This is a genomic window from Mesorhizobium sp. CA6, assembly GCF_020165035.1.
GTDB lineage: Bacteria > Pseudomonadota > Alphaproteobacteria > Rhizobiales > Rhizobiaceae > Mesorhizobium.
Map to the genome: position 1 here is coordinate 191,407 of NZ_JAIUHI010000008.1, position 20,439 is coordinate 211,845.

Below are 20,439 nucleotides of genomic sequence, written 5' to 3' on the forward strand. Positions count from 1 at the left end.
TGCTCAGGCAGACTTCAGGGCCGGCCCGGCATCGGGCTGGACCGCTCCGTCCTGAACGACGACACGGTTGCGCCCGGCACGCTTGGCCGCATAAAGCGCGGCGTCGGCCTGCGCCAGCACCTCATGGAGCGGACGGCCCGCGATCGACCCGAAACCCATGCCGCCGCTGACACTGCTGCGCAGCGGCCCGCGATGGGTCGCGACGACCTCGGTGCCGAAAGCGACGCCGATCCGGCTTGCAATGTCATGCGCTTTTTCCGGTGTCACGCGCGACATGACGAGCGCGAATTCCTCGCCGCCCAGCCGGAACGCGTCGATCCCTGTCCTGCCATATTTCCTGATCACCGCCGCGAAGCGGCAAAGAACCTGGTCGCCAACGGGATGACCGAAGACGTCGTTGGTCATCTTGAAATGGTCGAGATCGAACATGGCGATCGCCATGAACGGACCGAAGCTGCGCTCGCCGTAAAGCTCGGTGAGCGCCCTGCGGTTCATCAGGCCGGTCAGCGGATCGGTCATGGTTTCGGCCTTGAGCTCGATCTGCGCCTGCAGATGGTGCAGTGAAAGCGTCAATGCGCCGAGGCCGGTCATGCAGGCGACCGCGACGACGGAGTTCAATCGCTCCGCCCAATTGTCGGGCGCAGCGCCGAGAACCCATTGCTCTTGCGTCAGCAACGCCAGGCCGCACAGCACGAAGGACAAGCCGCAGGCGCCGCTGAGGAACGAAACGACGAGCAATATCCGGCGGTCGTGATCCCCCTTCATCCAGAACATCGCCCCGATCGCCGCAAGCAACGCCGTCACGGCCGCATAGGTGATCTGAAAGCCGATGCCGTCGAAACCGAGAAAGGTGAAGATCGCGCAGGCAGCCATCGCGGCCAGCGTCGGCACGATGGCGCGGCGGTAGTCGCGAAAGCCGAGATACTGCATCGCCGACAGGCAGAGGACCAGGAAACCCAGGGTCAGCAGCGCGAGCACGACCTGGCACAGCCAGGGATCGGCATTCTTGGTATAGCGCCAGAACGCGACGACATGGGCGACGAGCACGAGGATGCCGCAGGCGACCGTGAGCACGAAGCGCGCCCTCGGTGTGGCGAGCCAGATCGCAAACATAGTGATGCTGAGGCATGTACCCGACAGCGCCGCCGCGAGCAGGAGCGAACTGAAATCCAACATCCTGAAGAACTGCCTCTAGCGGGTGCCCGTCGCTCCTCAATGTAGACTGGCGGCGCCCGGCGCAAACCGTTTTCGGCGGACACCCAACGCTACCTCGACACAGGGTTTACAAAGCGTCGACATGTGAGGCGAAATCCCATGACGGCACACGGAATACGCGAAGCGGGAGCAGGATCAGCCCTTGTCGAGCAGCGCCAGATTGGCATCGACCACTGTCTGATCGGCCATGCCGGCCTTGGCCTCGAGCAGCAGCGCGCGCGCTTTTTTCTTGTTGCCGCGCAGAAGCTGCGAATAGCCCATATTGTTGACGATCTGCGGCTTGCGCCCGGCGACCTTCAACAGCTGCATATAGGCGCGATCGGCGAAGTCGAAGCGGCCAAGCTCGTCATAGGATGCGGCAAGCCCCATCCAGGCCTCGGCATTGTCGGACTTGAGCTCGACCGCCTTGCGGAAATGCTGTTCGGCAAGGCCGAAATTCGCCTCGCGGAACTGCGCCTTGCCTTCAACGAGGTCGTTGGCGCTTACGTCCTTGGCTACCGGCTGGATCGCCGTGGTCTTGGTCGTGTCGACATCGTTGTTCGTCGTGCAGCCGGTAATCATCAAGACGGCCGCCAATGCCGCCGCTGCCCTGGGAAGTCTCTGACGCATGCCCCTGCCCCATCGCCCGATTTGCCGGGTCGTTCTTCAGGAAAAACGATACAGGACAGCGATTAAGCTTCGGTGCCGAAATGCAGATAAAATTCGGTTGCGCGCCAAGGAGGCGTTAACCACGGCTATGTCCTGGATTCAGGTCAGGCCGAGTCGAAAATGGCGGATTCCGAGAACCGGGGCGGAGCGCAGGAAGCTGCCGTTTGCAAACCGGCCTCAGCTGAATACTCAATGCGCGGTCAGCTTCACGATGATCGGAATGATAGCGATCATCAGCACCACCGGCAGGATACAGACCGTCACCGGGACCGACATCTTGGCCGGCAGGGCATGCGCCTTCTCCTCGGCCAGCGACATGCGCTTGTGCCGCATTTCGTCGGAAAAGACACGCAGCGAGCCCGACAGGCTGGTGCCGAGTTCCTTGGATTGCTGCAGCAGCGTCGCGAAGGAGCGAACCTCGTCGAGGCTGAGGCGGTCGGCAAGCGCCTTCAGCGCGTCGTCGAGGCTGCGCCCGGCCCGCAACTCCAGCGACACCAGGATCAGGTTCTGGCTGAGCGACGGATAGGTCCTGGCAAGCTCCCTGGAGACCCGCTCGATGCCGGCCTCCATGCTCATGCCGGCATCGGAGCAGACGATCATCAAATCCATGAAATCGGGAAAGCCGTTGCGGTATTCGCGCATCTTTTCCCGAATTTTCTGCATCAGCACCAGGCCAGGCAGGAAATAGCCGCCGGCAGCCGACAGGATAATGAAGGTCCAGCGGCTGGTCATGGTCGACTCGGCGCTTGCCGCCCAGTGATTGACCAGGAATGCGCCGAGCGCCGCGCCGACCAGCGCGGCGAAACGGATGAGGAAGAACGTGCCGACGGCGCGCGGTTCCATGTAGCCGGCCTGGATGAGCTTCAGGCGCAGCCGCGCGACATTTTCCGGATCGCTCTTGGCGTAGAACTCCTGTGCCCGTTTCACCGCCTTCTCGCGCACGGCATTGGTGCTCTTCTTGGGCGCGGGCTCCGCCTGCTCGGCCGGTTGCAATGTCTCCACCTTCAGCCGGCGCTTGACCTCGCCGCGATCGCCCTTAGCGAGCACCAGCGGCCAGGCGACGGCGCCGCCGCCCAGCACAAGGAGCAGCACGGCGAACGGCACCAGCGAGGTCGGCGCGAGCGAGGCGAGGAAGCGGATCACGTCTTCCATCTCAGAACCTGAAATTCGACATCTTGAACATGATGGCGTTGCCGAGCAGCAGCCAGATGATGGAGCCGCCCATCATGTACCAGGTCTTCGGCACGTCCCAGACATCCTGATAGAACTGCGGCATCAGCACCATGATGGCGGTGAACAGAAGCACTGGCACCGCGGTCAGGATGTAAGCCGACATGCGCCCTTCCGTCGAAATGGCGCGCACCTTGCGGCGCAGCTTGCCGCGGTCGCGGATCGTCGCCGACAGGCCATCGAGGATCTCGCGCAGATTGCCGCCCGAACTGCTCTGGATCGAGACCGCCGTGACGAACAGCGGCAAGTCCTCATGCCCCACCCGGTCGAAAAGATTGTTCAACGCCGAGACCAGGTCGGAGCCGTAGGTCACCTCGTCGGCCACGACGCCGAACTCGGTGCCGATCGGATCGGCCATCTCGCGCGACACCATGGCAATCGCCACCGGCACCGGATGGCCTGCCTTCAGCCCGCGCGTGATCAATTCAAGCGCCTCAGGCAGTTGCATCCCGAAACGCTTGTGCCGGCGCTTGCGCATCCAGCGCAATGCCATGACCGGCAACACCGGCAACAGCAAGAGAAGCAGGATAAGGCCGAACAGGAGCGGCAAGCCCTTCCAGATCGCCACGAGCGCCAGGGCGAGAGCGATCCCCGATGTGATCGTCAGGAATTTCGGCAGCGGCGTGCTTATGCCGGACTGCGTGCGCAGGGCGCGGAAGCGGTCGAGGGAAAAGATGGAGGTGCCGCCGTCGATCCCGCGTTCCTTGCGCAGTTGGATCAGCACCTGCTCCTGGCTGATCTTGTTCTCCGCGAGCTTCATGCGGCGGTTGATGGCCGTGCGCTTGTCGCTGCGCCCGGCATAGAGCAGATAAAGGCCTTCGGCGATCATGATGCCGGTGAGCGCCGCCGCGGCGTAGACGACGTAGACCGGGCTGAATCCCTCGAACACCGGCCTAGTCCTGCGGCCGGCCGGGTTCGAAATACTTGCCCGGGAATTCGATGCCCATGTTGCGCAGGTCCTCGAGGAAGCGCGGGCGGATGCCGGTCGCCTCGAAGTGGCCGAGGATCTTTCCATCCGCCTCCATGCCGGTGCGCACGAAGCGGAATATCTCCTGCATCTGGATGACGTCGCCTTCCATGCCGGTCACTTCGGCGACGCTGGTCACCTTGCGCTTGCCGTCGGAAAGGCGCGTCAGCTGGACGATGATGTCGATGGCGCTGGAAATCTGGCTGCGGATCGACTGCACGGTCATCGGCATGCCGGTCATCCCGAGCATCTGTTCCAGACGCGAGATGGCATCGCGCGGCGTGTTGGCATGGATGGTGGCCATCGACCCTTCATGGCCGGTGTTCATCGCCTGCAGCATGTCGAAGGCTTCCTCGCCGCGACATTCGCCGAGGATGACGCGGTCGGGGCGCATGCGCAGCGCGTTCTTGACCAGGTCGCGCTGCTTCAATTCGCCCTGGCCCTCGATGTTGGCCGGACGCGTCTCCATGCGCGCGACATGCGGCTGCTGCAATTGCAGCTCGGCCGCGTCCTCGATGGTGATCAGGCGCTCGTCTTCCGGAATGAAGGCCGACAAAGCGTTGAGCATCGTCGTCTTGCCCGTGCCGGTGCCGCCGGAGATGATCGTGGTCTTGCGGGCATGCACCGCCGCCGCCAGCACCTCGGCCATGTTCTGGGTAATGGCGCCGAATTCGACGAGCTTGTGCAGGCCGAGCTTGTTCTTGGAGAACTTGCGGATCGACACCAGCGGGCCGTCGACGCCGACGGGGCGGATCGCCGCGTTGAAGCGCGAGCCGTCGAGCATCCGGGCGTCGACCATCGGCTGCGATTCATCGACGCGGCGGCCGACTGCGGCGACGATTTTATTAATGATTCTAAGCAGATGCGCCTCATCCTTGAACGGGATGTGGACCTGCTGCAGCTTGCCGCGTTTTTCGACGAAGCAGTTCTGGTGGCCATTGATCAGGATATCGTTGATCTCGGGGTCCTTGAGCAGCGGCTCCAGCGGGCCGAGGCCGACCATCTCGTCGACGATGTCGTCGACCAAGGCGTCGAGCTCGGCATTGTTGATTGCCATCCGCTCCTGGCGCGTCTTTTCCGAGACGAAATCATGCACCTGCCGGCGCATTTCATCCCGGGGCAGCCGCTCCAGCGCCACGAGGTTGATCTCCTCGAGCAGCATGCGATGGATGCGCACGCGTGCGTCCAGCACCTTGTTGGCGCTCTTTGCGGGGGCTGCCTCAGGCCTGGGCGGCGCCGGTTTGCGGGTCGTCGGGATGATCACTGCATTGTGCGTGACCGGCGCGGGTTCGGGCGCCCGCTGCGGGCGGACGTCGCGGCTCTGCAGGTTGGAGAAGCGGCTGGTCATCCTGCCTTCCTCTTCAGCAAGCCTTTGCCCAGGCCGAACAGCGACCTCGACTTGGCGATCGTCTGGACGGCCTCCTCGGGCAGGATGATCTTCTTCAGGTCGTTGACGACATTGGCGTTGGGGTCGATGGCGTGCAGCGGTACGCCGCGGTCGACCGCCTCGCGCACCAGCCGGTAATTGTTGGAGATGCCGCCGACGAAATGCTCGCCGAGTATCTCCTGAACGTCGGCCTGCTTGATGCCGTTGTCGAACATCTTCTGCTCGAAGCGGTTGACGATGACGTTGGGCTTCACTTCCTTGCCGGCGGTCTCATACACGGCCTGGATGAGACGCTGCGTATGGCGCAGGCAGGGCACCGTCATCTCGGCGACGATATAGAGCTTGTTGGAACCCAGCAGCACCGTCTCGGTCCAGGGGAACCAGGTGCGCGGCATGTCGATGACGACATTGTCGAAATAGGCCGCCACGAGGTCGAGCATGCGCACCACGACATCGGTCTTGAACGAGCGCATGTCCGAGGGTCGCGTCGGCGCGGCAAGCACGCACAGCCCGCTCGCATGCTTGGACAGCATCACGTCGAGCAGTTGCCGGTCGAGGCGCTCCGGCTGGTTCTCGATTTCGGTGATGTCGAAGCGCGGTTCGAGGTCGAGATATTCGGCGCAGGCGCCCTGCTGGAAATTGAGGTCGACGACGCAGGTCGAGGCGCCCCGCATCACCGAATGATGCAGCTGGAAGGCCGTCTGCAAGGCGAGCGTGGTGGTGCCGACACCGCCGGCTGCCGGCATGAACGTGTAGATGTGCGATTCGGTGTTCTCTTCCCGCCCCGGTCCTTGCAGCGCACGGATGACGGAACGCACGAGGTCGGCCGTGGTGATCGGCTTGACCAGGAAATCGGCGACCTTGAGCTGCACCAGGATGCGTACCGCCGCCGCGTTGAATTCCTGGGTGACGACGACCACCGGAACGCTGCCTTCCAGCCGCCGCATGACGCGCTGCAGCGACTCGATTTCCTCGAGCTTGGCTGCATCCATGTCGACGATGACCGTGCCGAAGTCCGCCTCGAGGATCTCGCCGCGCAGTTCGTTGACGCTCTTTTCCAGCGTCAAGAGCTCAATGACCTCGGAGGCCGCGAAAGCCGTCCGCGTGTCCTGCAAGAACGTCCTGTCCGTCGAAACGAGCAGGATCTTCTTGGTCTTGCTACCAGATGCCATCCTCGCCAGCCCATCAATTCGATGTTGTTGATGATGTCGTCGGTGACGACACGGAGCCGGCCTTCGCACCGACGGCAGCGCTCTCGGAGCCCGGACGCTGGGCTGGCACCAGGAGCCTTGTGTTCTGGACGCCGTACTTCCAGGGATCGACCATCTGCATGGCGGTGTTGGACGCCTGCGCGTTGCCGGCCGCCAAGGTCACCCCTTCGGCGCGTACATAGTCGTCGCTGGTGCAACCGCCGGCGAAACCGGCGAGCAGCAGAGCGATGCAAACGGGGATGCGCATGGCCTTAATCCTTTGGCAGATCGAGGAAGTGGCCGGACGTGGCGGCAGCCACCGGGCGGGCGGCGCTGCCGTCAGCCAGCGCCACCGGACGCTTTGACGCCGAGGCGTTCACTTCCTCGGTGTTGTTCAGGAAATAGTCGGCGGGACTTGCCGGCTGGGTGCCGTCGGTCGGCTCGACCATCTTCTTCGAGGGATCGACCGGCTTGACCAAGTAGGGCGTGACGATGATCACCAGATCGGTTTCGCGCCGCTGATAGGACTTCGAGGAAAACAGCGGGCCGAGCACCGGCAGCTTGCCGATCCCCGGCACCCGCGATGTCGTGATGTCGTTCTGCGACTGCAGGAGGCCGGCGATCATGAAACTCTGGCCGTTCTTGAGGTCGACCGATGTCCTGGCGCGGCGCACGATGAAGGCCGGAATGGAAATGCCGCTGCTGACCTGGATGGAAGCGGACGGGTCGATCGAGGACACTTCCGGCGCGATGTCGAGGCTGACCAGCCCGTCCTTCAGCACCGTCGGCGTGAAATCGAGGCCTACGCCGTACTTCTTGTAGGTGACGCTGATCTTGCCATTGTCTTCGGAAACCGGGATCGGGAATTCGCCGCCGGCAAGGAAGCTCGCCGTCTGGCCCGAACGCGCGATCAGGTTCGGCTCCGCCAGCCGTCGCGCCAGGCCGCGTTCCTCCAGCGCCTTGATGGCGATATCGATGGAAACGCCGTTCGACAGCAGGCTGCCGATGATCTCGCCTGTTCCCGCTGCTGTCAGGTTTCCTCCATCCGGATTCAGCACGACTTTGCGGTTGCCGATGCCATAGGCGAAATTGGCGGCGTATTTGGCGCCGAGGTCCTGGCCGGCCTGGCGGTTGATCTCGACGAATCGGACGTTGAGCTGAACCTGCTGCGAGGACGAGATGTTGACCGAGTTGATGACTTCCTCATTGCCGGAAAAGCGTGACGCAATCTTGCTGGCTTTGTCGGCGGCGACCGCATCGTCGGCTTCGCCCGACAGCACGACGCGCCCGTTTGCCGAGCCGACCTTGATCTTGGCGTCGGGCACGCTGGCGCGGATGGTGCTGGCCAACTGGTCGGTATCCAGCGTCACCTCGATGTCGATGGTGCCGACAAGCTGCTTGTTCTGGTCGAACAGGGCAATGCCGGTGGTACCCAGGTTGTTGCCCAGCACATAGAAGGATTTGTCGGTCAGCGGGTTGACGTTGGCGATCTCCGGATCGCCGATGACGATCTGGTAGAAGGCGGCGCTCGTCATGATCGTCTTCGGCTTGCCCTTGGCGACCTTGATCGAGGCGTTCTTGTTCGCCGAGACATAGACGACGTCATTGCCCGCCCTTGCCGGCGCGGCGACGGCAAGCACTGTCGCCGCCAGCGCAATCACGCCGAGAAGACGCCATCCCCCGGTCGTCCGAAATGTATCAAACCCGAACATCTTGCCCCGTCCCCGCCGGTCCCCACCGGCTATTGCTGCAGTTCCTGCGGCGGTTGCCGCGAAGGAACCTTGTATTCCTCGACCTTGTCGCCGCGCGTCACGATCACCGTCTTGAATTTCGGCTCGTCCTGGTCCTTCGTCACCGCATTGACGAGCGAGGCGGCGCTCGCCTGCGCATTTGCGGCAACCGAACCGCCGAAGGACGAGATGGTCGTCAGCCCGCTTTCGCTGGCGCTGGCGTCGGCGGCCGACCGCAGCGACAACGACAGCGTGCCGACGGTGCGGGCAAGCGCCACCTTCTGCGCCCCGTCGTTGGTCACCTCGATGGTCACCGAATTGGCGACTTGCGGCTCGGTCTTGCGTTCATCGGCGCCCTGTCCGACCGAGAGCACCTTGGCATCGGAGACAACGATCTCGGACGTGACGGTCGAGCCGGCAGCCCCTTGAGCATTCTTGGACACTTCCTGGATGTCCCCAGCATCGCGCGTCAGCACGACGTCGACGCGGTCTCCCGGCGTGATGAAGCCGCCGACGCCGGCGATCTCGTCGGTGCGGATGGTGACGGCCCGCATTCCCGCCGACAGCATGTTGGAAAGCGTGGCGCGGCCGTTCGGTCCCGACAGCTTGGTGAGCAGCACCGGTTCGTTGACCTCGATCGGCGACAGCACGACCCGGCTGCCGTCCGCAAGCAGCTTGTCGATTGTCGGGAAAGCGCCCTGCGGTAGTGAATCCTGCGGCCACGGAATCTCGGCGAGTTGCGGCCGTCCAAGCTCCATGCCGTAGCGCAGCGGCGCTTGCGCCACCACGATGGTCTTGAACTCGACCTTGGGCTGCTGCGGCGCCACGACGACCTTGACCTCGGCCTGAGCCTTCGCCTGGCTCTTGACCCAGAAATCCGCCGCAAAGATCGAGATCGCGCCGAAAACGGCGGCGATGCCGATCATGGTTATGGCCCTGCCCCTCACAATGGAACCCCTGACGCCCGTGGTCTTTTGTTGGTTGGGCCTCACGCTAGGCGTTAATGTTAAAGAATCAGGAATCCCGCGACCCGCCAACCGCCCTATTTCGGCCGGCTTGGTTATCGAATGGTTTTAGAATAAGAGACAGTTTGAATCCCTGAACGGAACAGGAACTCGTTCGCCCGCCAAAAGCGTGGCAGTATCCACGAATGATTCGCATTACCGGACGCTAGGCCTCGCATGGACGACAACAACGACCTCTTCGGCAAGATGGAAAAGCCGGCACAGCAAGTGCGCGCGCCCTCGCGGCCCGCCGATCCGCTGGTGCAGGCGGCGAAGCGTACGACCGCCACCCGCGACGGCAGCGAGGGCTACAGCGCCGCCGATATCGAGGTGCTGGAAGGGCTCGAGCCGGTGCGGCGCCGTCCTGGCATGTATATCGGCGGCACCGACGACAAGGCGATGCATCACCTGTTCGCCGAGGTCATCGACAATTCGATGGACGAAGCGGTGGCCGGCCACGCCACCTTCATCGACGTCGAGCTTTCCGCCGACGGGTTCCTGACCGTCACCGACAACGGCCGCGGCATCCCGGTCGATCCGCATCCGAAATTCAAGAAGCCGGCGCTCGAAGTCATCATGACCACGCTGCATTCGGGCGGCAAGTTCGACTCCAAGGTTTACGAGACCTCCGGCGGCTTGCACGGCGTCGGCGTCTCGGTCGTCAATGCGCTGTCCGACCACCTCGAGGTCGAGGTCGCGCGGGGTCGTCAGCTCTACCGGCAGCGTTTTTCGCGCGGCGTCCCGGTCAGTGGATTGGAGCATCTCGGCGAGGTCCACAACCGCCGCGGCACGAAGACCCGCTTCCATCCCGACGAGCAGATTTTCGGCAAGGGCGCCGCCTTCGAACCGGCGCGCCTTTACCGCATGACGCGCTCGAAGGCCTATCTGTTCGGCGGCGTCGAGATCCGCTGGACCTGCGATCCGTCGCTGATCAAGGACAAGGATCAGACGCCGGCAAAGGCCGAGTTCCATTTCCCCGGCGGCCTCAAGGACTATCTCAAGGCGACGCTGGGCGACGAATTCCAGGTCACGCGCGAGGTTTTCGCCGGGAAGAGCGACAAGCAGGGCGGCCACGGTTCGCTCGAATGGGCTGTGACCTGGTTCGGCGGCGACGGTTTCCTCAACTCCTATTGCAACACCATTCCGACCCCCGAAGGCGGCACGCATGAGGCCGGCTTCCGCAACGTGCTGACGCGCGGGCTGCGCGCCTACGCCGACCTCATCGGCAACAAGCGAGCTTCGATCATTACCACCGATGACGTGATGATCTCGGCCGCCGGCATGCTGTCGGTGTTCATCCGCGAGCCGGAATTCGTCGGCCAGACCAAGGACAGGCTGGCGACGATCGAGGCAATGCGCATCGTCGAAAACGCCCTTCGCGACCCGTTCGACCACTGGCTGGCGGACAATCCGCAGGAAGCCTCCAAGCTTCTGGAGTGGGTCATCGCGCGCGCCGACGAACGCGTGCGGCGCCGGCAGGAAAAGGAAGTCTCGCGCAAAAGCGCGGTGCGCAAGCTGCGCCTTCCGGGAAAGCTTGCCGACTGCACGCAGAACGCCGCCGCGGGCGCCGAGATCTTCATCGTCGAGGGCGACTCGGCCGGCGGCTCGGCCAAGCAGGCGCGCGACCGTGCCAGCCAGGCAGTGCTGCCGCTGCGCGGCAAGATCCTCAACGTCGCCTCCGCCGGCAACGACAAGCTTGCTGCCAACCAGCAGATTTCCGATCTCATCCAGGCGCTCGGCTGCGGCACGCGTTCGAAATATCGCGACGAGGATCTGCGCTACGACCGCGTAATCATCATGACTGACGCCGACGTCGACGGCGCGCACATCGCTTCGTTGCTGATCACCTTCTTCTATCAGGAGATGCCGAACCTGATCCGCGGCGGCCATCTCTACATGGCCGTGCCGCCGCTCTATTCGATCCGGCAAGGCGGCAAGGTCGGCTATGCCCGCGACGACGCGCACAAGGACGAACTGCTGCGCACCGAGTTCACCGGGCGCGGCAAGGTCGAGATCGGCCGCTTCAAGGGCCTGGGCGAGATGATGGCCTCACAGCTCAAGGAGACCACGATGGATCCGAGGAAGCGCACGCTTTTGAGGGTCGACGTGATCGACGCCGAGCAGGCCACCAAGGATGCCGTCGACGCGCTGATGGGCACCAAACCCGAGGCGCGCTTCCGCTTCATCCAGGAGCGCGCCGAATTCGCCGAGGCGGACGTGCTGGATATCTGATCGCCTACCGGTCCATAACAGTCTCCTGCACGGAGAACCGGTGTGACCTGGACGCGGTTTAAAGAGCTTGTCGAGACGCCCTTAAGCGGTCTGACGCAGCCGACCCGTTCGGACTGGGTTTTTGCCCTGCGCACGGTTTCGGCCGGACTGGTCGCGCTGCTTGCCGCCTACGCGCTGAAGCTCGATCATCCGCAATGGGCGATGATGACGGTGTTCATCGTCGCGCAGCCGGTCGCCGGCATGGTGCTGGCAAAGGGCTTCTACCGGCTGCTCGGCACGCTGGCCGGCGGTCTCGCTGCAGTCGGCATCACATCGCTGTTCGGCGCCGACCCGTGGCTGCTTGTCACCGTGCTGGCGCTCTGGATCGGCGTCTGCACCCTGGTCTCGTCGCTGTTGCGCAACCCCGAAGCCTATGGCGCCGCGCTTGCCGGCTACACGGCGATGATCATCAGCCTGCCGGCCCTCGGACAACCGCATATTGTCGTCGACCTTGCCGTCGCGCGTTGCGCGGAGATCGTGCTCGGCATCGTCTGCGCCGGCGTGACCAGCCGGTTGATCCTGCCAAAGCTCGCGGCCGACGCTATCATTTCCAGGTTGAAGCGCAGCATCCTCGACCTTGCCGAATATGCTGGCGGCGCCTTTTCCGGCGGCGACCCGGCGAGCCTCGCCGCGCTCCAGCGCAAGCTGATCGCCGATGCCCAGACGCTCGCCGAGATGCGCACCTATGCGCGGCTGGAAGCGCCGAGCTTCGCCACCCGCGCCCATCCGGTGCGGCGCACGATCGGTCAGCTTCTGTGGGCGCTTTCGGCGGCGCGCGCATTGCACAGCCACCGCAGGCCGAAGAACGCAGCGCTCATTCCCATGCGCAGCGAATTGAAAGCCTTCGTCGGTGAACTGGCGGCGACGCCCGGCGCGCTCGATGACACAGGGCCATGGGTGGCAAGGCTCGACGCGATCGCGAGCAAAGCCAGGGAGATGCCCGAACTGCCCAACGATACCGGCTCCAACGATAACGGCGAAGACAAGGTCGGCACCATCACCCGCCTGACCATCGCCGGCGATTTCGCCGAGGCGCTGAAGCAGGTGATGCGCGGTCTTGACGCGCTTCGTTCGCCTGTCTCCCGCAAATCGAGCGAGCGGGGCCAGCCGGCGCTGGTTGTCCACCGCGACTACCAGGCCGCATGGCGCAATGCCGTGCGCGCCGCGCTGGCGACGTTGCTCGTGGCGATCTTCTGGCTGACGACCAGATGGTCGGAAGCGGCCGGCACCGTCATCCTCGTCGCCGTCGTCTCCAGCCTGTTCGCATCGCGCCCGGATCCCGTGCAGTCCGCCTGGGGTTTTTTCACCGGCACGCTGATCGCGCTGCCTTTTGCCTTCCTTGTCGGCCAGGTCGCGCTTCCGGCGCTGCCGGGCTTCGGCTGGTTCACACTCTTCGTCGTGCCGATCTTGGTGCCCGCGGCGCTCGGCATGGCCAATCCGCGCCATGTCGGCGTCGCCACCGCCTTCGCCATCAACTTCCTCGCCTTCCTCAGCCCGCATCAGCAGATGATCTACGATCCCGGGCCGTTCTTCGCCGGCTCGGCCTCGATCCTGGTCGGCATTCTGATTGCCATCGGTGTCTTCATCGTCGTGCTGCCCGCCGATCCCTGGATCACCGTGGAGCGCATCTCGCAGGCGATGCGCGAGGACCTGGCCCGGCTTTGCCTGCATGAGCGCATTCCCCGCCGTTCGGCCTTCGAAAGCCTCGCCTATGACCGGATCAATCAGTTGATGCCGCAGGTCCAGCAGACGGGCCGCAAGGGCGATCCCATTCTCGGCGGCAGCATCGCGGCCGTCACCGTCGGACTGGAAGTGCTGCGGCTGCGCCACGCGCAACTGAACTCCGCCGTCCCGCACGAAACAGTCGAGTCCATCGGCAATTTCCTGCGCGGCCTGGCGCGCGAATTGCTGTTTCGGCAACTGGGCGAGCCGCAGACCGCGACCATCGCGGTGGCGAGGCAATACGCGGCCAGCATCGCCCAACGCAGCGATCGGCTCGAAATGCTGCAGATCGCCGCCTCGCTGCGCATCATTGCCGCGGCGATGGAAGATTACCCGGATTTCTTCGCGAGGGGTCGCGCTTAACCACCTCGGGACCTGTCTGGTTTGGGCCCTTTCCGGGCATAGGTCCTTGCTGGACTGGTCGACACCTTTTAGGTTGGACACATGGCGCTCAAGCGGATGGACAATGTCGGAATCGTCGTCGATGACCTCGACAGCACGGTTGATTTCTTTCGCGAGCTCGGCCTTGAACTCGAAGGGCGTGCCGCGATCGAAGGAGAGTGGGCCGGGCGTGTCACTGGGCTCGGCGACCAGCATGTTGAGATCGCCATGATGCGCACGCCGGACGGCCACAGCCGGCTCGAGCTGTCCCGCTTTCTCAGGCCGCCTGTCATTGCGGATCACCGCAATGCCCCGGTGAACGCATTGGGCTATCTCCGGATCATGTTCGCCGTGGACGACATCGACGACACGCTAGAGAGGCTCCGCAAGCGCGGCGCTGAGCTCGTCGGCGAAGTCGTCCGGTACAAGGACGCGTATCGCCTTTGCTACATCCGTGGACCTGAAGGCCTTCTCATCGGCCTCGCCCAGGAACTCAGCTGAGACGTGATATGTGTCCTTAGGCGGCGGCGATGGCCAGCGCGTGCCCACGCGCGTTTTCACGCAGGGCGTCGAGATGGATCGACTTCACCAGCCCTGCGAGATCGCCCTCGGCCGCTTGGCCGCCGAGCTCTTTCAGCATCAGCCAGCTCACTTCCTGAACGCCGGCGACACGCCGGCCATTGGCGACCTCGCGCCAGACTTTCAGCGCCCGCAGGATGATGCCATGCGTGGCCGGCGCAAGCCCGGCGCTGCGGAACAGCGCCTGCAGCGCAACGTCGTGCCCGCCGGCGAGAAGTGCCGTCACCCGTTGCTCGGATTGTCGGGCTAGAGCCACCAGGGTCGAGCCGAAGAAGTCCACCTTGCCATGTGCGATGGTGCGGATGATGAAACCGGCGGTGAGGTCGCCGCGCAGCCGCAGATGCTCGATCAGTGCGGCATGCTCCTCCATGCGCGTTCCCTCGATCAGCGTGACCGAGGCTTTCACGCAGGCATCGCGCATGACGCGATCAGCGCGCGCCGCCCCCATCATCGCCAGCACCAGCGGCGAACCTTTCAAGGTCTCGCCGAGCTTGACCAGCAACATGTGCCGGCAGTCGGCCGGCAGGCGCCGATCGGCAATCAGCGCCTCGCGCACGAGCGGCAGGTGGCCATGCCGCTCGGCCATGCGGCGGAAGCTGAGCGAAGCAATCTCGGCACCGCTGTTGCTAATCAGCACGGCGCAGGCTTCCGGTTCGCCGATCTCGGCGATTGCCGCCGCAAGCGACATCGACACCACCGGACGGTTGGCAATCAGCTTCTGCGTCGCCTTCTGGCCGCAGGCGACGCGCTCGACCAGGTCGGCATCGGTAAGCAGCGGCGAACGCGCGAGCACCAGCGCCGCCACTTCCGGCTGGTCGGCGGCCAGAGCGCTGATCACCTGCGGCGGCGCGTGATGGCTCATCGACAGCGCCTCGGCAAGCGCCAGGCGCACCTTGGACGAAGCGTCGTCCAGAAGCAGCGTCAGCGCCGCCTCGGCGGCACAGCGATCCTCGAACGGCAGATCGGAGTTGATATAGGCGCGCGCCAACGCGCTCGCGGCGGCGGCACGCTCGGAAACCCTTGCCGTATCAATCCATTTTAGAAAATGCGAAACAACCATACCGACCAGCTGCGCCCTTGCCGGAAAGGTCCCGGCCCCGTTGTGAACGGTAGGCTGCAAATGGTTTACGAACGGTTCACCATGTTTCTTAACCGGCTTGATGGGGGCGCCGCCAACGCCTATCAAGCAAGGACATCGGAGGAAATCGAACCATGGCCGGGCTTTATCTGGAAGAGTTTGTCGTCGGCCATGTCTTCCGCCACACGCTGCGCAAGACCGTGACCGAGAGCGACAACATGCTGTTTTCGGTGATGACGCTTAACCCGCAGCCGTTGCACATCGATTTCGACTTTGCCGCGAAAACCGAATGGGGCAAGCCGCTGGTGAATTCGCTGTTCACGCTCGGCCTGATGATCGGCATCTCGGTGAACGACATCACCGTCGGCACCACGGTCGCCAATCTCGGCATGAAGGAAACGGTGTTTCCGTACCCCGTCTTTCACGGCGACACCATCCGGGTCGAGACGACGGTCATCTCCGTGCGTGACTCCAAATCGAAACCCGATCGCGGTATCGTCGAGTTCGAGCACCGCGCCTACAATCAGAACGACATTCTTGTCGCCAAATGCACCAGGCAGGCGATGATGCTGAGGAAGGCGGCCTGATGCGCTCGCTGCTCTTCGTGCCCGGCGATTCCGAGCGCAAGCTGGAAAAGGGATTCGAGGCCGGCGCCGACGTGGTCATCGTCGATCTCGAAGATTCCGTTGCCCCCGCCAGCAAGGCGGCGGCGCGCGCGACCGCGGCCGGGTTCATCTCGAGTCAAAGAGACCGGACGGGTTCGGCAATCTATGTGCGGGTCAACGATCTTTCCACCGGCCTGACAGACGCCGATCTCGCGGCGCTCGTCGTGGCGAAGCCCGACGGCATCATGCTGCCGAAGTCGAACAGCGGGCAGGACGTCCAGCAGCTGGCGTCAAAGCTTCGAGTGCACGAGGCCGAGAACGGGCTTCCGGACGGCGCCATAAGAATCCTGCCGATCATCACCGAGACCGCGGCGGGCGTGCTGGCGGCGGCGAGCTATGCCGGCGCAAGCGCGCGGCTTGCCGGCCTGACCTGGGGCGCGGAGGATCTGTCCGCGGCAATCGGCGCGCGCGCCACCCGCGACGAGAGCGGCCGCTACACCGACGTGTTTCGCCTGGCGCGGACCATGACCATTCTGGCGGCCGGCGCGGCCGAAGTCGCCGCCATCGACACCATCTTTCCCGACTTCCGCGACATGGCCGCCCTCGAGAAGGAATGCTGCGAGGCCGAGCGCGACGGCTTTACCGGCAAGATGGCGATCCATCCGGCGCAGGTGCCGGTCATCAATGCCGCCTTCACGCCGTCCGCCGAAGCGGTCGCGCGATCGCGGGCGATCGTCGATGCCTTCGCGGCGGCGGGAAATCCGGGCGTCGTCGGCATCGACGGCAAGATGTACGACAGGCCGCATTTGCGTCTGGCCGAGCATTTATTGGCTCGCGCCCGAGCGGCGGGCAGCCTTGCCTGAGGTTACCAGACCATCGGGATCAGCTTGTAGCGCACGCGCGCGGCATAAACGTCATAGCCCTGCAGGCCGGTTCGCAACGTCTTTTCCTCGATGAAGGTGCGGATGCCGAGCAGGACGATGAAGACAAGCACCGACGCCAGTCCCCACCAGGAACCAAGCAGCAGCGCCGTGCCGGCGAAATAGAATATGGCGCCGGCATACATCGGATGGCGGACATAGCTGTAGGGACCTGTCGTGATTACCTTCTGTCCGCGCTCGTCCTGGATCTTCACGACAGGCGCCGCGAAGCTGTTTTCCAGCATAGTGAGATAGCAGATCCAGATGCCGGCGAGCAGGACCAGCACGCCGACCAGTTGTACCCAGACGGGAGCTGCCGACCAGCCGAAACGGATATCGAGCCCCATCAGGACCAGCCAGGCGAAGATACCGAGCAGCAATATGCCGAGCACAATCTTGTCGGCCGCGGTCTGGGTCTTCTGGATCGGCGGGCGGAGGCGCTCATTCATCAGGCCTGGATCGCGCCGGGCGAGCGCGACGCCCATGGTCAGGCTCAGCCCGACCATCACGACCACATACACCCAAGCTCCGGTCCAGTGCAGCGTGCCGGCCGACAGAAACAGCAGCACGCCCATGATGCCGAACCATACGAATGTCTGGAAAACCAATCTCGAGATCATGACCAACCTTCCGTGACGTCCCCCACCACTATTGGCCGCCCGCTGCCGCCGTTCCTCCGAAAACCCGCAAAAACACCTAACCGGCCCAGGGACCGGCGTAATCGCCATAGAGCTTTGCCGGATCGGGCCGCGGCCGCTCCGGCGCCGGCCCCTGATACGAGCCGATATGGACGAAGCCGATGACACGCTCCTGCGGCGACAGCCCGAGGATCGCCCTGCCCTCCGGAACGTCGGAATACCAGTTGCTGATCATGTTGGTGCCATAGCCCAGCGCGTTCGCCGCGATCATCAGGTTCATCGCCGCCATGCCGCCCGACAGGAACATCTCCCATTGCGGGATCTTCGGGTTCTCCTTCGGCACCGACACGACGCCGATCACCAGCGGCGCGCGCGAGAAGCGCGCCAGTTCCTGGTTGCGCCGGCCTTCCGGCAGCGGCCCCTCGCGCTGTTCGGCAAGTGCTGCCAGCTTCTTGCCGATCTCGATGCGCGCCTCGCCGCGATAAAGGATGAACCGCCATGGCTCGAGCCGGCCGTGGTCGGGAACGCGCGAGGCGGCTGCGATCATCGTCGCGATCTCGGCATCGCTCGGCGCCGGTTCCTTGAGGTCGGGTATCGGCGCGGAATTGCGGGTGAGCAGGAAGTCGATGATCGGCGACGCCATGGGCGCAAGTCTCCTAAGCATTCAATAGCATTCAATTTTGAGCTGAAGCACGCCATCGGGAGGTCGGGCGGCTCGGGCGGTGGCGTTTTGCGCCGGATAAGAAGCCGCCGCGCAAGGCGGCGCGCTTCTAGAGCATGATGCCGAAAAGTGTGAAGCGGTTTTCGGACGACATCATGCCCTACTTCTTTGACTTAGAGCCGGATTCAGATTTCAGGTCAATTCGACCTGAAATCATCCGGCCCTAGGCCTTGAAATTGCCACCGCCTTGGGCTTCAACGCAAGGCATGTTTGAGGGGATCTTGCGCCTTTTCGTGATCGCACTCGTCGCTGCGTTGTTCGCGGTGCCGGTTTCCTTCGCGCTGGCCCAGAACGCCAACGACATCGGCGACATCAAGCTTCCAGGCATTTCGAGCTACGCAACGCCGAAGGCCGGGACGCCGCTGGCGCTCGGCAACGGCGGCGCCATCACGCTGTCGGCGCAGTTGACCGACAAGGGCGCCGACATCACCCGCGGCATCGTCTGGCGGGTTTTCAGGCCGCAGCCCGCCAGTGATGGCAAACTGCCGATGGTAGCATCCGCCCATGGCGGCACGGCCGTGTTCCAGCTCGACCCCGGCAGTTATCTTGTCCATGCCTCCTACGGACGCGCCGGCGCCACCAAGCGCATCACCGTCGGCAAGGAGGCAAGGCGCGAAAGCCTTGTGCTCGACGCCGGCGGCCTTAAGCTTGACGCGGTGACGTCCGGCGGCGCGCCCATCCCGCCGAAGAAATTGCGCTTCTCGATCTATGAAGGCCAGGCCGCGGCCAATGGCGACCGGGCGCTGATCGCCCCCGACGTCGCGCCGAACACCGTTGTGCGGCTGAACGCCGGCACCTACCACGTCGTCTCCACCTATGGCGCGGTCAACGCCGTGATCCGCTCCGACATCCGCGTCGAGGCCGGCAAGCTGACGGAGGCGACCGTCGAGCACCGCGCTGCCGAGATGACGATGAAGCTGGTGCGCGAGCCCGGCGGCGAGGCCATCGCCGACACGTCCTGGTCGCTGCTCAACGAGAGCGGCGATCCGATCAAGGAAGCGGTCGGCGCCTTCGCCTCGATGGTGCTGGCCGAAGGCCAATACACCATCATCGCCAAGAACCGCGACCGTATCTACCAGAAGGATTTCACGGTCGTTGCCGGCCAGAACCAGGAAATCGAGGTCGTGGCCAACGAATCCTCAGCCATCGACCCCGAGGAAGGCGCGGACTGATCGGGCTGATCAGGCCGCCTTGCGCATCCGCTTCGGCAGGAACGGCACGCGGCCACGCTGCGCGGAAGGCGTCGCCAGATCGAAGACCGCGCGATAGAGGCGATCGAGCAGCGCCTTGCGGTCGCGCAGCGGCTCGAGGTCGCTCCATCTCAGCACGTCGCCGATGCGCACCTCGATCGCCTTGCCCGACAGTCGGGCGAATTCGCGGATAAGCAAGGAGGTGCGCAGCGTCAGCGACGCCTTGCCTATGAACTTCGCCACGCGATTGTCGCGCTCGGCCATATTCATCGGGCCGCTGACGAGATGGAACAGGCGGCCGTTCTGGCCGGAGAAATGCATCGGGATGACCGAGGCCTTGGCGTCCTGGACGAGCTTGGCCGGGAACATCTTCCACGGCAGGTCGATGGCGCGGCCGAAACCCTTCGGCGCCGTGGCGACGCCGCCGGCCGGGAACACGACGATAGTGACGCCTTCCTTCAACAGCCGCACCGCTTCATGGCGCACAGCCATGTTGTTCTTCAACGCTTCCTTGGTCTCGGAAAAATCGATCGGCAGCGAATAGGGCTCCATCTCGCGGATCCTGAGCAGATCCTTGTGGATCATGACCCGGAACGGCCGGCCGAGCTGCTCAGCCAGCGACAGCACCGCAATGCCGTCGCCGATACCGAAGGGATGGTTTGCGACGATGACCAGCGGCGTGTCCGGCAGCGCTGGCGGCGGCCATTGCACGGCGTTGCGGACCTTGACGTCGATCAATTCCAGCATGCGGCTGAATACGCGGTCGCCTGTCGGCACCACCTGGCGGCGCCAGAAATCGTAGAGCACGGCGAAGCGGTCGCGCCCCGAGAGGCCCTCGACCGAATGGATGAACCAGCGCGTCAGCACCGGTTGATGCGGGTTGGCGTAGGAAAGCTCGGGAAACCGTCTTTCCCGCAGTTTCAACTTGAGCATGGCGGCTCGTTACAAGGCTGGCGTGACAGG

19 protein-coding genes are annotated in these 20,439 nt (G+C 64.1%); 6 read left to right on the forward strand and 13 right to left on the reverse strand.

Going from position 1 to position 20,439, the window contains the following annotated elements:
• Positions 1-3: 3 nt before the first annotated feature.
• From LB526_RS14485 to cpaB, 9 genes are all read right to left on the reverse strand, one after another.
• A complete protein-coding gene (locus LB526_RS14485; protein ID WP_224525376.1) occupies positions 4-1,176 on the reverse strand; it encodes a GGDEF domain-containing protein in 1,173 nt (390 codons plus the stop codon).
• Positions 1,177-1,350: 174 nt separating this feature from the next.
• Positions 1,351-1,824: a hypothetical protein gene (locus tag LB526_RS14490; protein WP_095765082.1), complete on the reverse strand. Its 474-nt coding sequence runs from the start codon at positions 1,822-1,824 to the stop codon at positions 1,351-1,353.
• 228 nt (positions 1,825-2,052) lie between these two features.
• Positions 2,053-3,015 (reverse strand): type II secretion system F family protein, encoded by a 963-nt coding sequence (locus LB526_RS14495; RefSeq protein WP_224525374.1) that lies wholly within the window; start codon positions 3,013-3,015, stop codon positions 2,053-2,055.
• Between the two features lies 1 nt (position 3,016).
• Positions 3,017-3,982, reverse strand: coding sequence for a type II secretion system F family protein (locus LB526_RS29715; RefSeq protein ID WP_095765080.1), 966 nt, complete (start codon positions 3,980-3,982; stop codon positions 3,017-3,019).
• A gap of 4 nt (positions 3,983-3,986) precedes the next feature.
• On the reverse strand, positions 3,987-5,408 hold the full coding sequence (locus LB526_RS14505) for a CpaF family protein (protein ID WP_140840376.1): 1,422 nt from the start codon (positions 5,406-5,408) through the stop codon (positions 3,987-3,989).
• The gene (locus tag LB526_RS14510) at positions 5,405-6,619 is read right to left on the reverse strand and encodes a CpaE family protein (protein ID WP_095765078.1); all 1,215 of its coding nucleotides are present in this window, start codon (positions 6,617-6,619) and stop codon (positions 5,405-5,407) included. The genes LB526_RS14505 and LB526_RS14510 overlap by 4 nt, the downstream gene beginning before the upstream one ends.
• A 13-nt stretch (positions 6,620-6,632) precedes the next feature.
• The gene (locus tag LB526_RS14515; protein ID WP_140690575.1) at positions 6,633-6,905 is read right to left on the reverse strand and encodes a hypothetical protein; all 273 of its coding nucleotides are present in this window, start codon (positions 6,903-6,905) and stop codon (positions 6,633-6,635) included.
• Positions 6,906-6,909: 4 nt separating this feature from the next.
• Complete coding sequence (locus tag LB526_RS14520; protein WP_224525373.1) at positions 6,910-8,349, reverse strand: type II and III secretion system protein family protein; 1,440 nt, start codon at positions 8,347-8,349, stop codon at positions 6,910-6,912.
• Between the two features lie 29 nt (positions 8,350-8,378).
• On the reverse strand, positions 8,379-9,293 hold the full coding sequence (gene cpaB / locus LB526_RS14525) for a Flp pilus assembly protein CpaB (RefSeq protein ID WP_224525372.1): 915 nt from the start codon (positions 9,291-9,293) through the stop codon (positions 8,379-8,381).
• Positions 9,294-9,548: 255 nt separating this feature from the next.
• Between cpaB and parE the strand changes: the two genes are divergently transcribed.
• The 3 genes from parE to LB526_RS14540 all read left to right on the forward strand — a co-directional run bounded on the left by parE (position 9,549) and on the right by LB526_RS14540 (position 14,246).
• The gene (parE, locus tag LB526_RS14530) at positions 9,549-11,603 is read left to right on the forward strand and encodes a DNA topoisomerase IV subunit B (RefSeq protein WP_224525371.1); all 2,055 of its coding nucleotides are present in this window, start codon (positions 9,549-9,551) and stop codon (positions 11,601-11,603) included.
• Positions 11,604-11,645: 42 nt separating this feature from the next.
• Positions 11,646-13,727 (forward strand): FUSC family protein, encoded by a 2,082-nt coding sequence (locus tag LB526_RS14535; protein ID WP_224525369.1) that lies wholly within the window; start codon positions 11,646-11,648, stop codon positions 13,725-13,727.
• Positions 13,728-13,808: 81 nt separating this feature from the next.
• A complete protein-coding gene (locus tag LB526_RS14540) occupies positions 13,809-14,246 on the forward strand; it encodes a VOC family protein (RefSeq protein ID WP_224525367.1) in 438 nt (145 codons plus the stop codon).
• Between the two features lie 16 nt (positions 14,247-14,262).
• Here the strand turns inward: LB526_RS14540 and LB526_RS14545 are convergent, their stop codons facing one another.
• Positions 14,263-15,384 (reverse strand): DUF2336 domain-containing protein, encoded by a 1,122-nt coding sequence (locus LB526_RS14545; RefSeq protein WP_224525365.1) that lies wholly within the window; start codon positions 15,382-15,384, stop codon positions 14,263-14,265.
• 152 nt (positions 15,385-15,536) lie between these two features.
• Here LB526_RS14545 and LB526_RS14550 point away from each other — a divergent pair, with 152 nt between their 5' ends.
• Both LB526_RS14550 and LB526_RS14555 read left to right on the forward strand, forming a co-directional pair.
• Positions 15,537-15,989: a MaoC family dehydratase gene (locus LB526_RS14550; RefSeq protein ID WP_224543712.1), complete on the forward strand. Its 453-nt coding sequence runs from the start codon at positions 15,537-15,539 to the stop codon at positions 15,987-15,989.
• A complete protein-coding gene (locus LB526_RS14555; RefSeq protein WP_224543710.1) occupies positions 15,989-16,870 on the forward strand; it encodes an HpcH/HpaI aldolase/citrate lyase family protein in 882 nt (293 codons plus the stop codon). Before LB526_RS14550 ends, LB526_RS14555 begins: the two co-directional genes overlap by 1 nt.
• A gap of 2 nt (positions 16,871-16,872) precedes the next feature.
• Here LB526_RS14555 and LB526_RS14560 read toward each other — a convergent pair whose 3' ends face one another.
• Positions 16,873-17,547 (reverse strand): methyltransferase family protein, encoded by a 675-nt coding sequence (locus tag LB526_RS14560; protein ID WP_224628162.1) that lies wholly within the window; start codon positions 17,545-17,547, stop codon positions 16,873-16,875.
• A 76-nt stretch (positions 17,548-17,623) separates the two neighbouring features.
• Positions 17,624-18,208, reverse strand: coding sequence for a nitroreductase (locus LB526_RS14565; protein ID WP_095765068.1), 585 nt, complete (start codon positions 18,206-18,208; stop codon positions 17,624-17,626).
• Between the two features lie 284 nt (positions 18,209-18,492).
• Here LB526_RS14565 and LB526_RS14570 point away from each other — a divergent pair, with 284 nt between their 5' ends.
• Positions 18,493-19,458, forward strand: a complete 966-nt coding sequence (locus LB526_RS14570) for a hypothetical protein (protein WP_224543706.1) — start codon at positions 18,493-18,495, stop codon at positions 19,456-19,458.
• A 9-nt stretch (positions 19,459-19,467) separates the two neighbouring features.
• Here LB526_RS14570 and LB526_RS14575 read toward each other — a convergent pair whose 3' ends face one another.
• Positions 19,468-20,409: a lysophospholipid acyltransferase family protein gene (locus LB526_RS14575; protein ID WP_224543704.1), complete on the reverse strand. Its 942-nt coding sequence runs from the start codon at positions 20,407-20,409 to the stop codon at positions 19,468-19,470.
• Positions 20,410-20,439 lie beyond the last annotated feature (30 nt).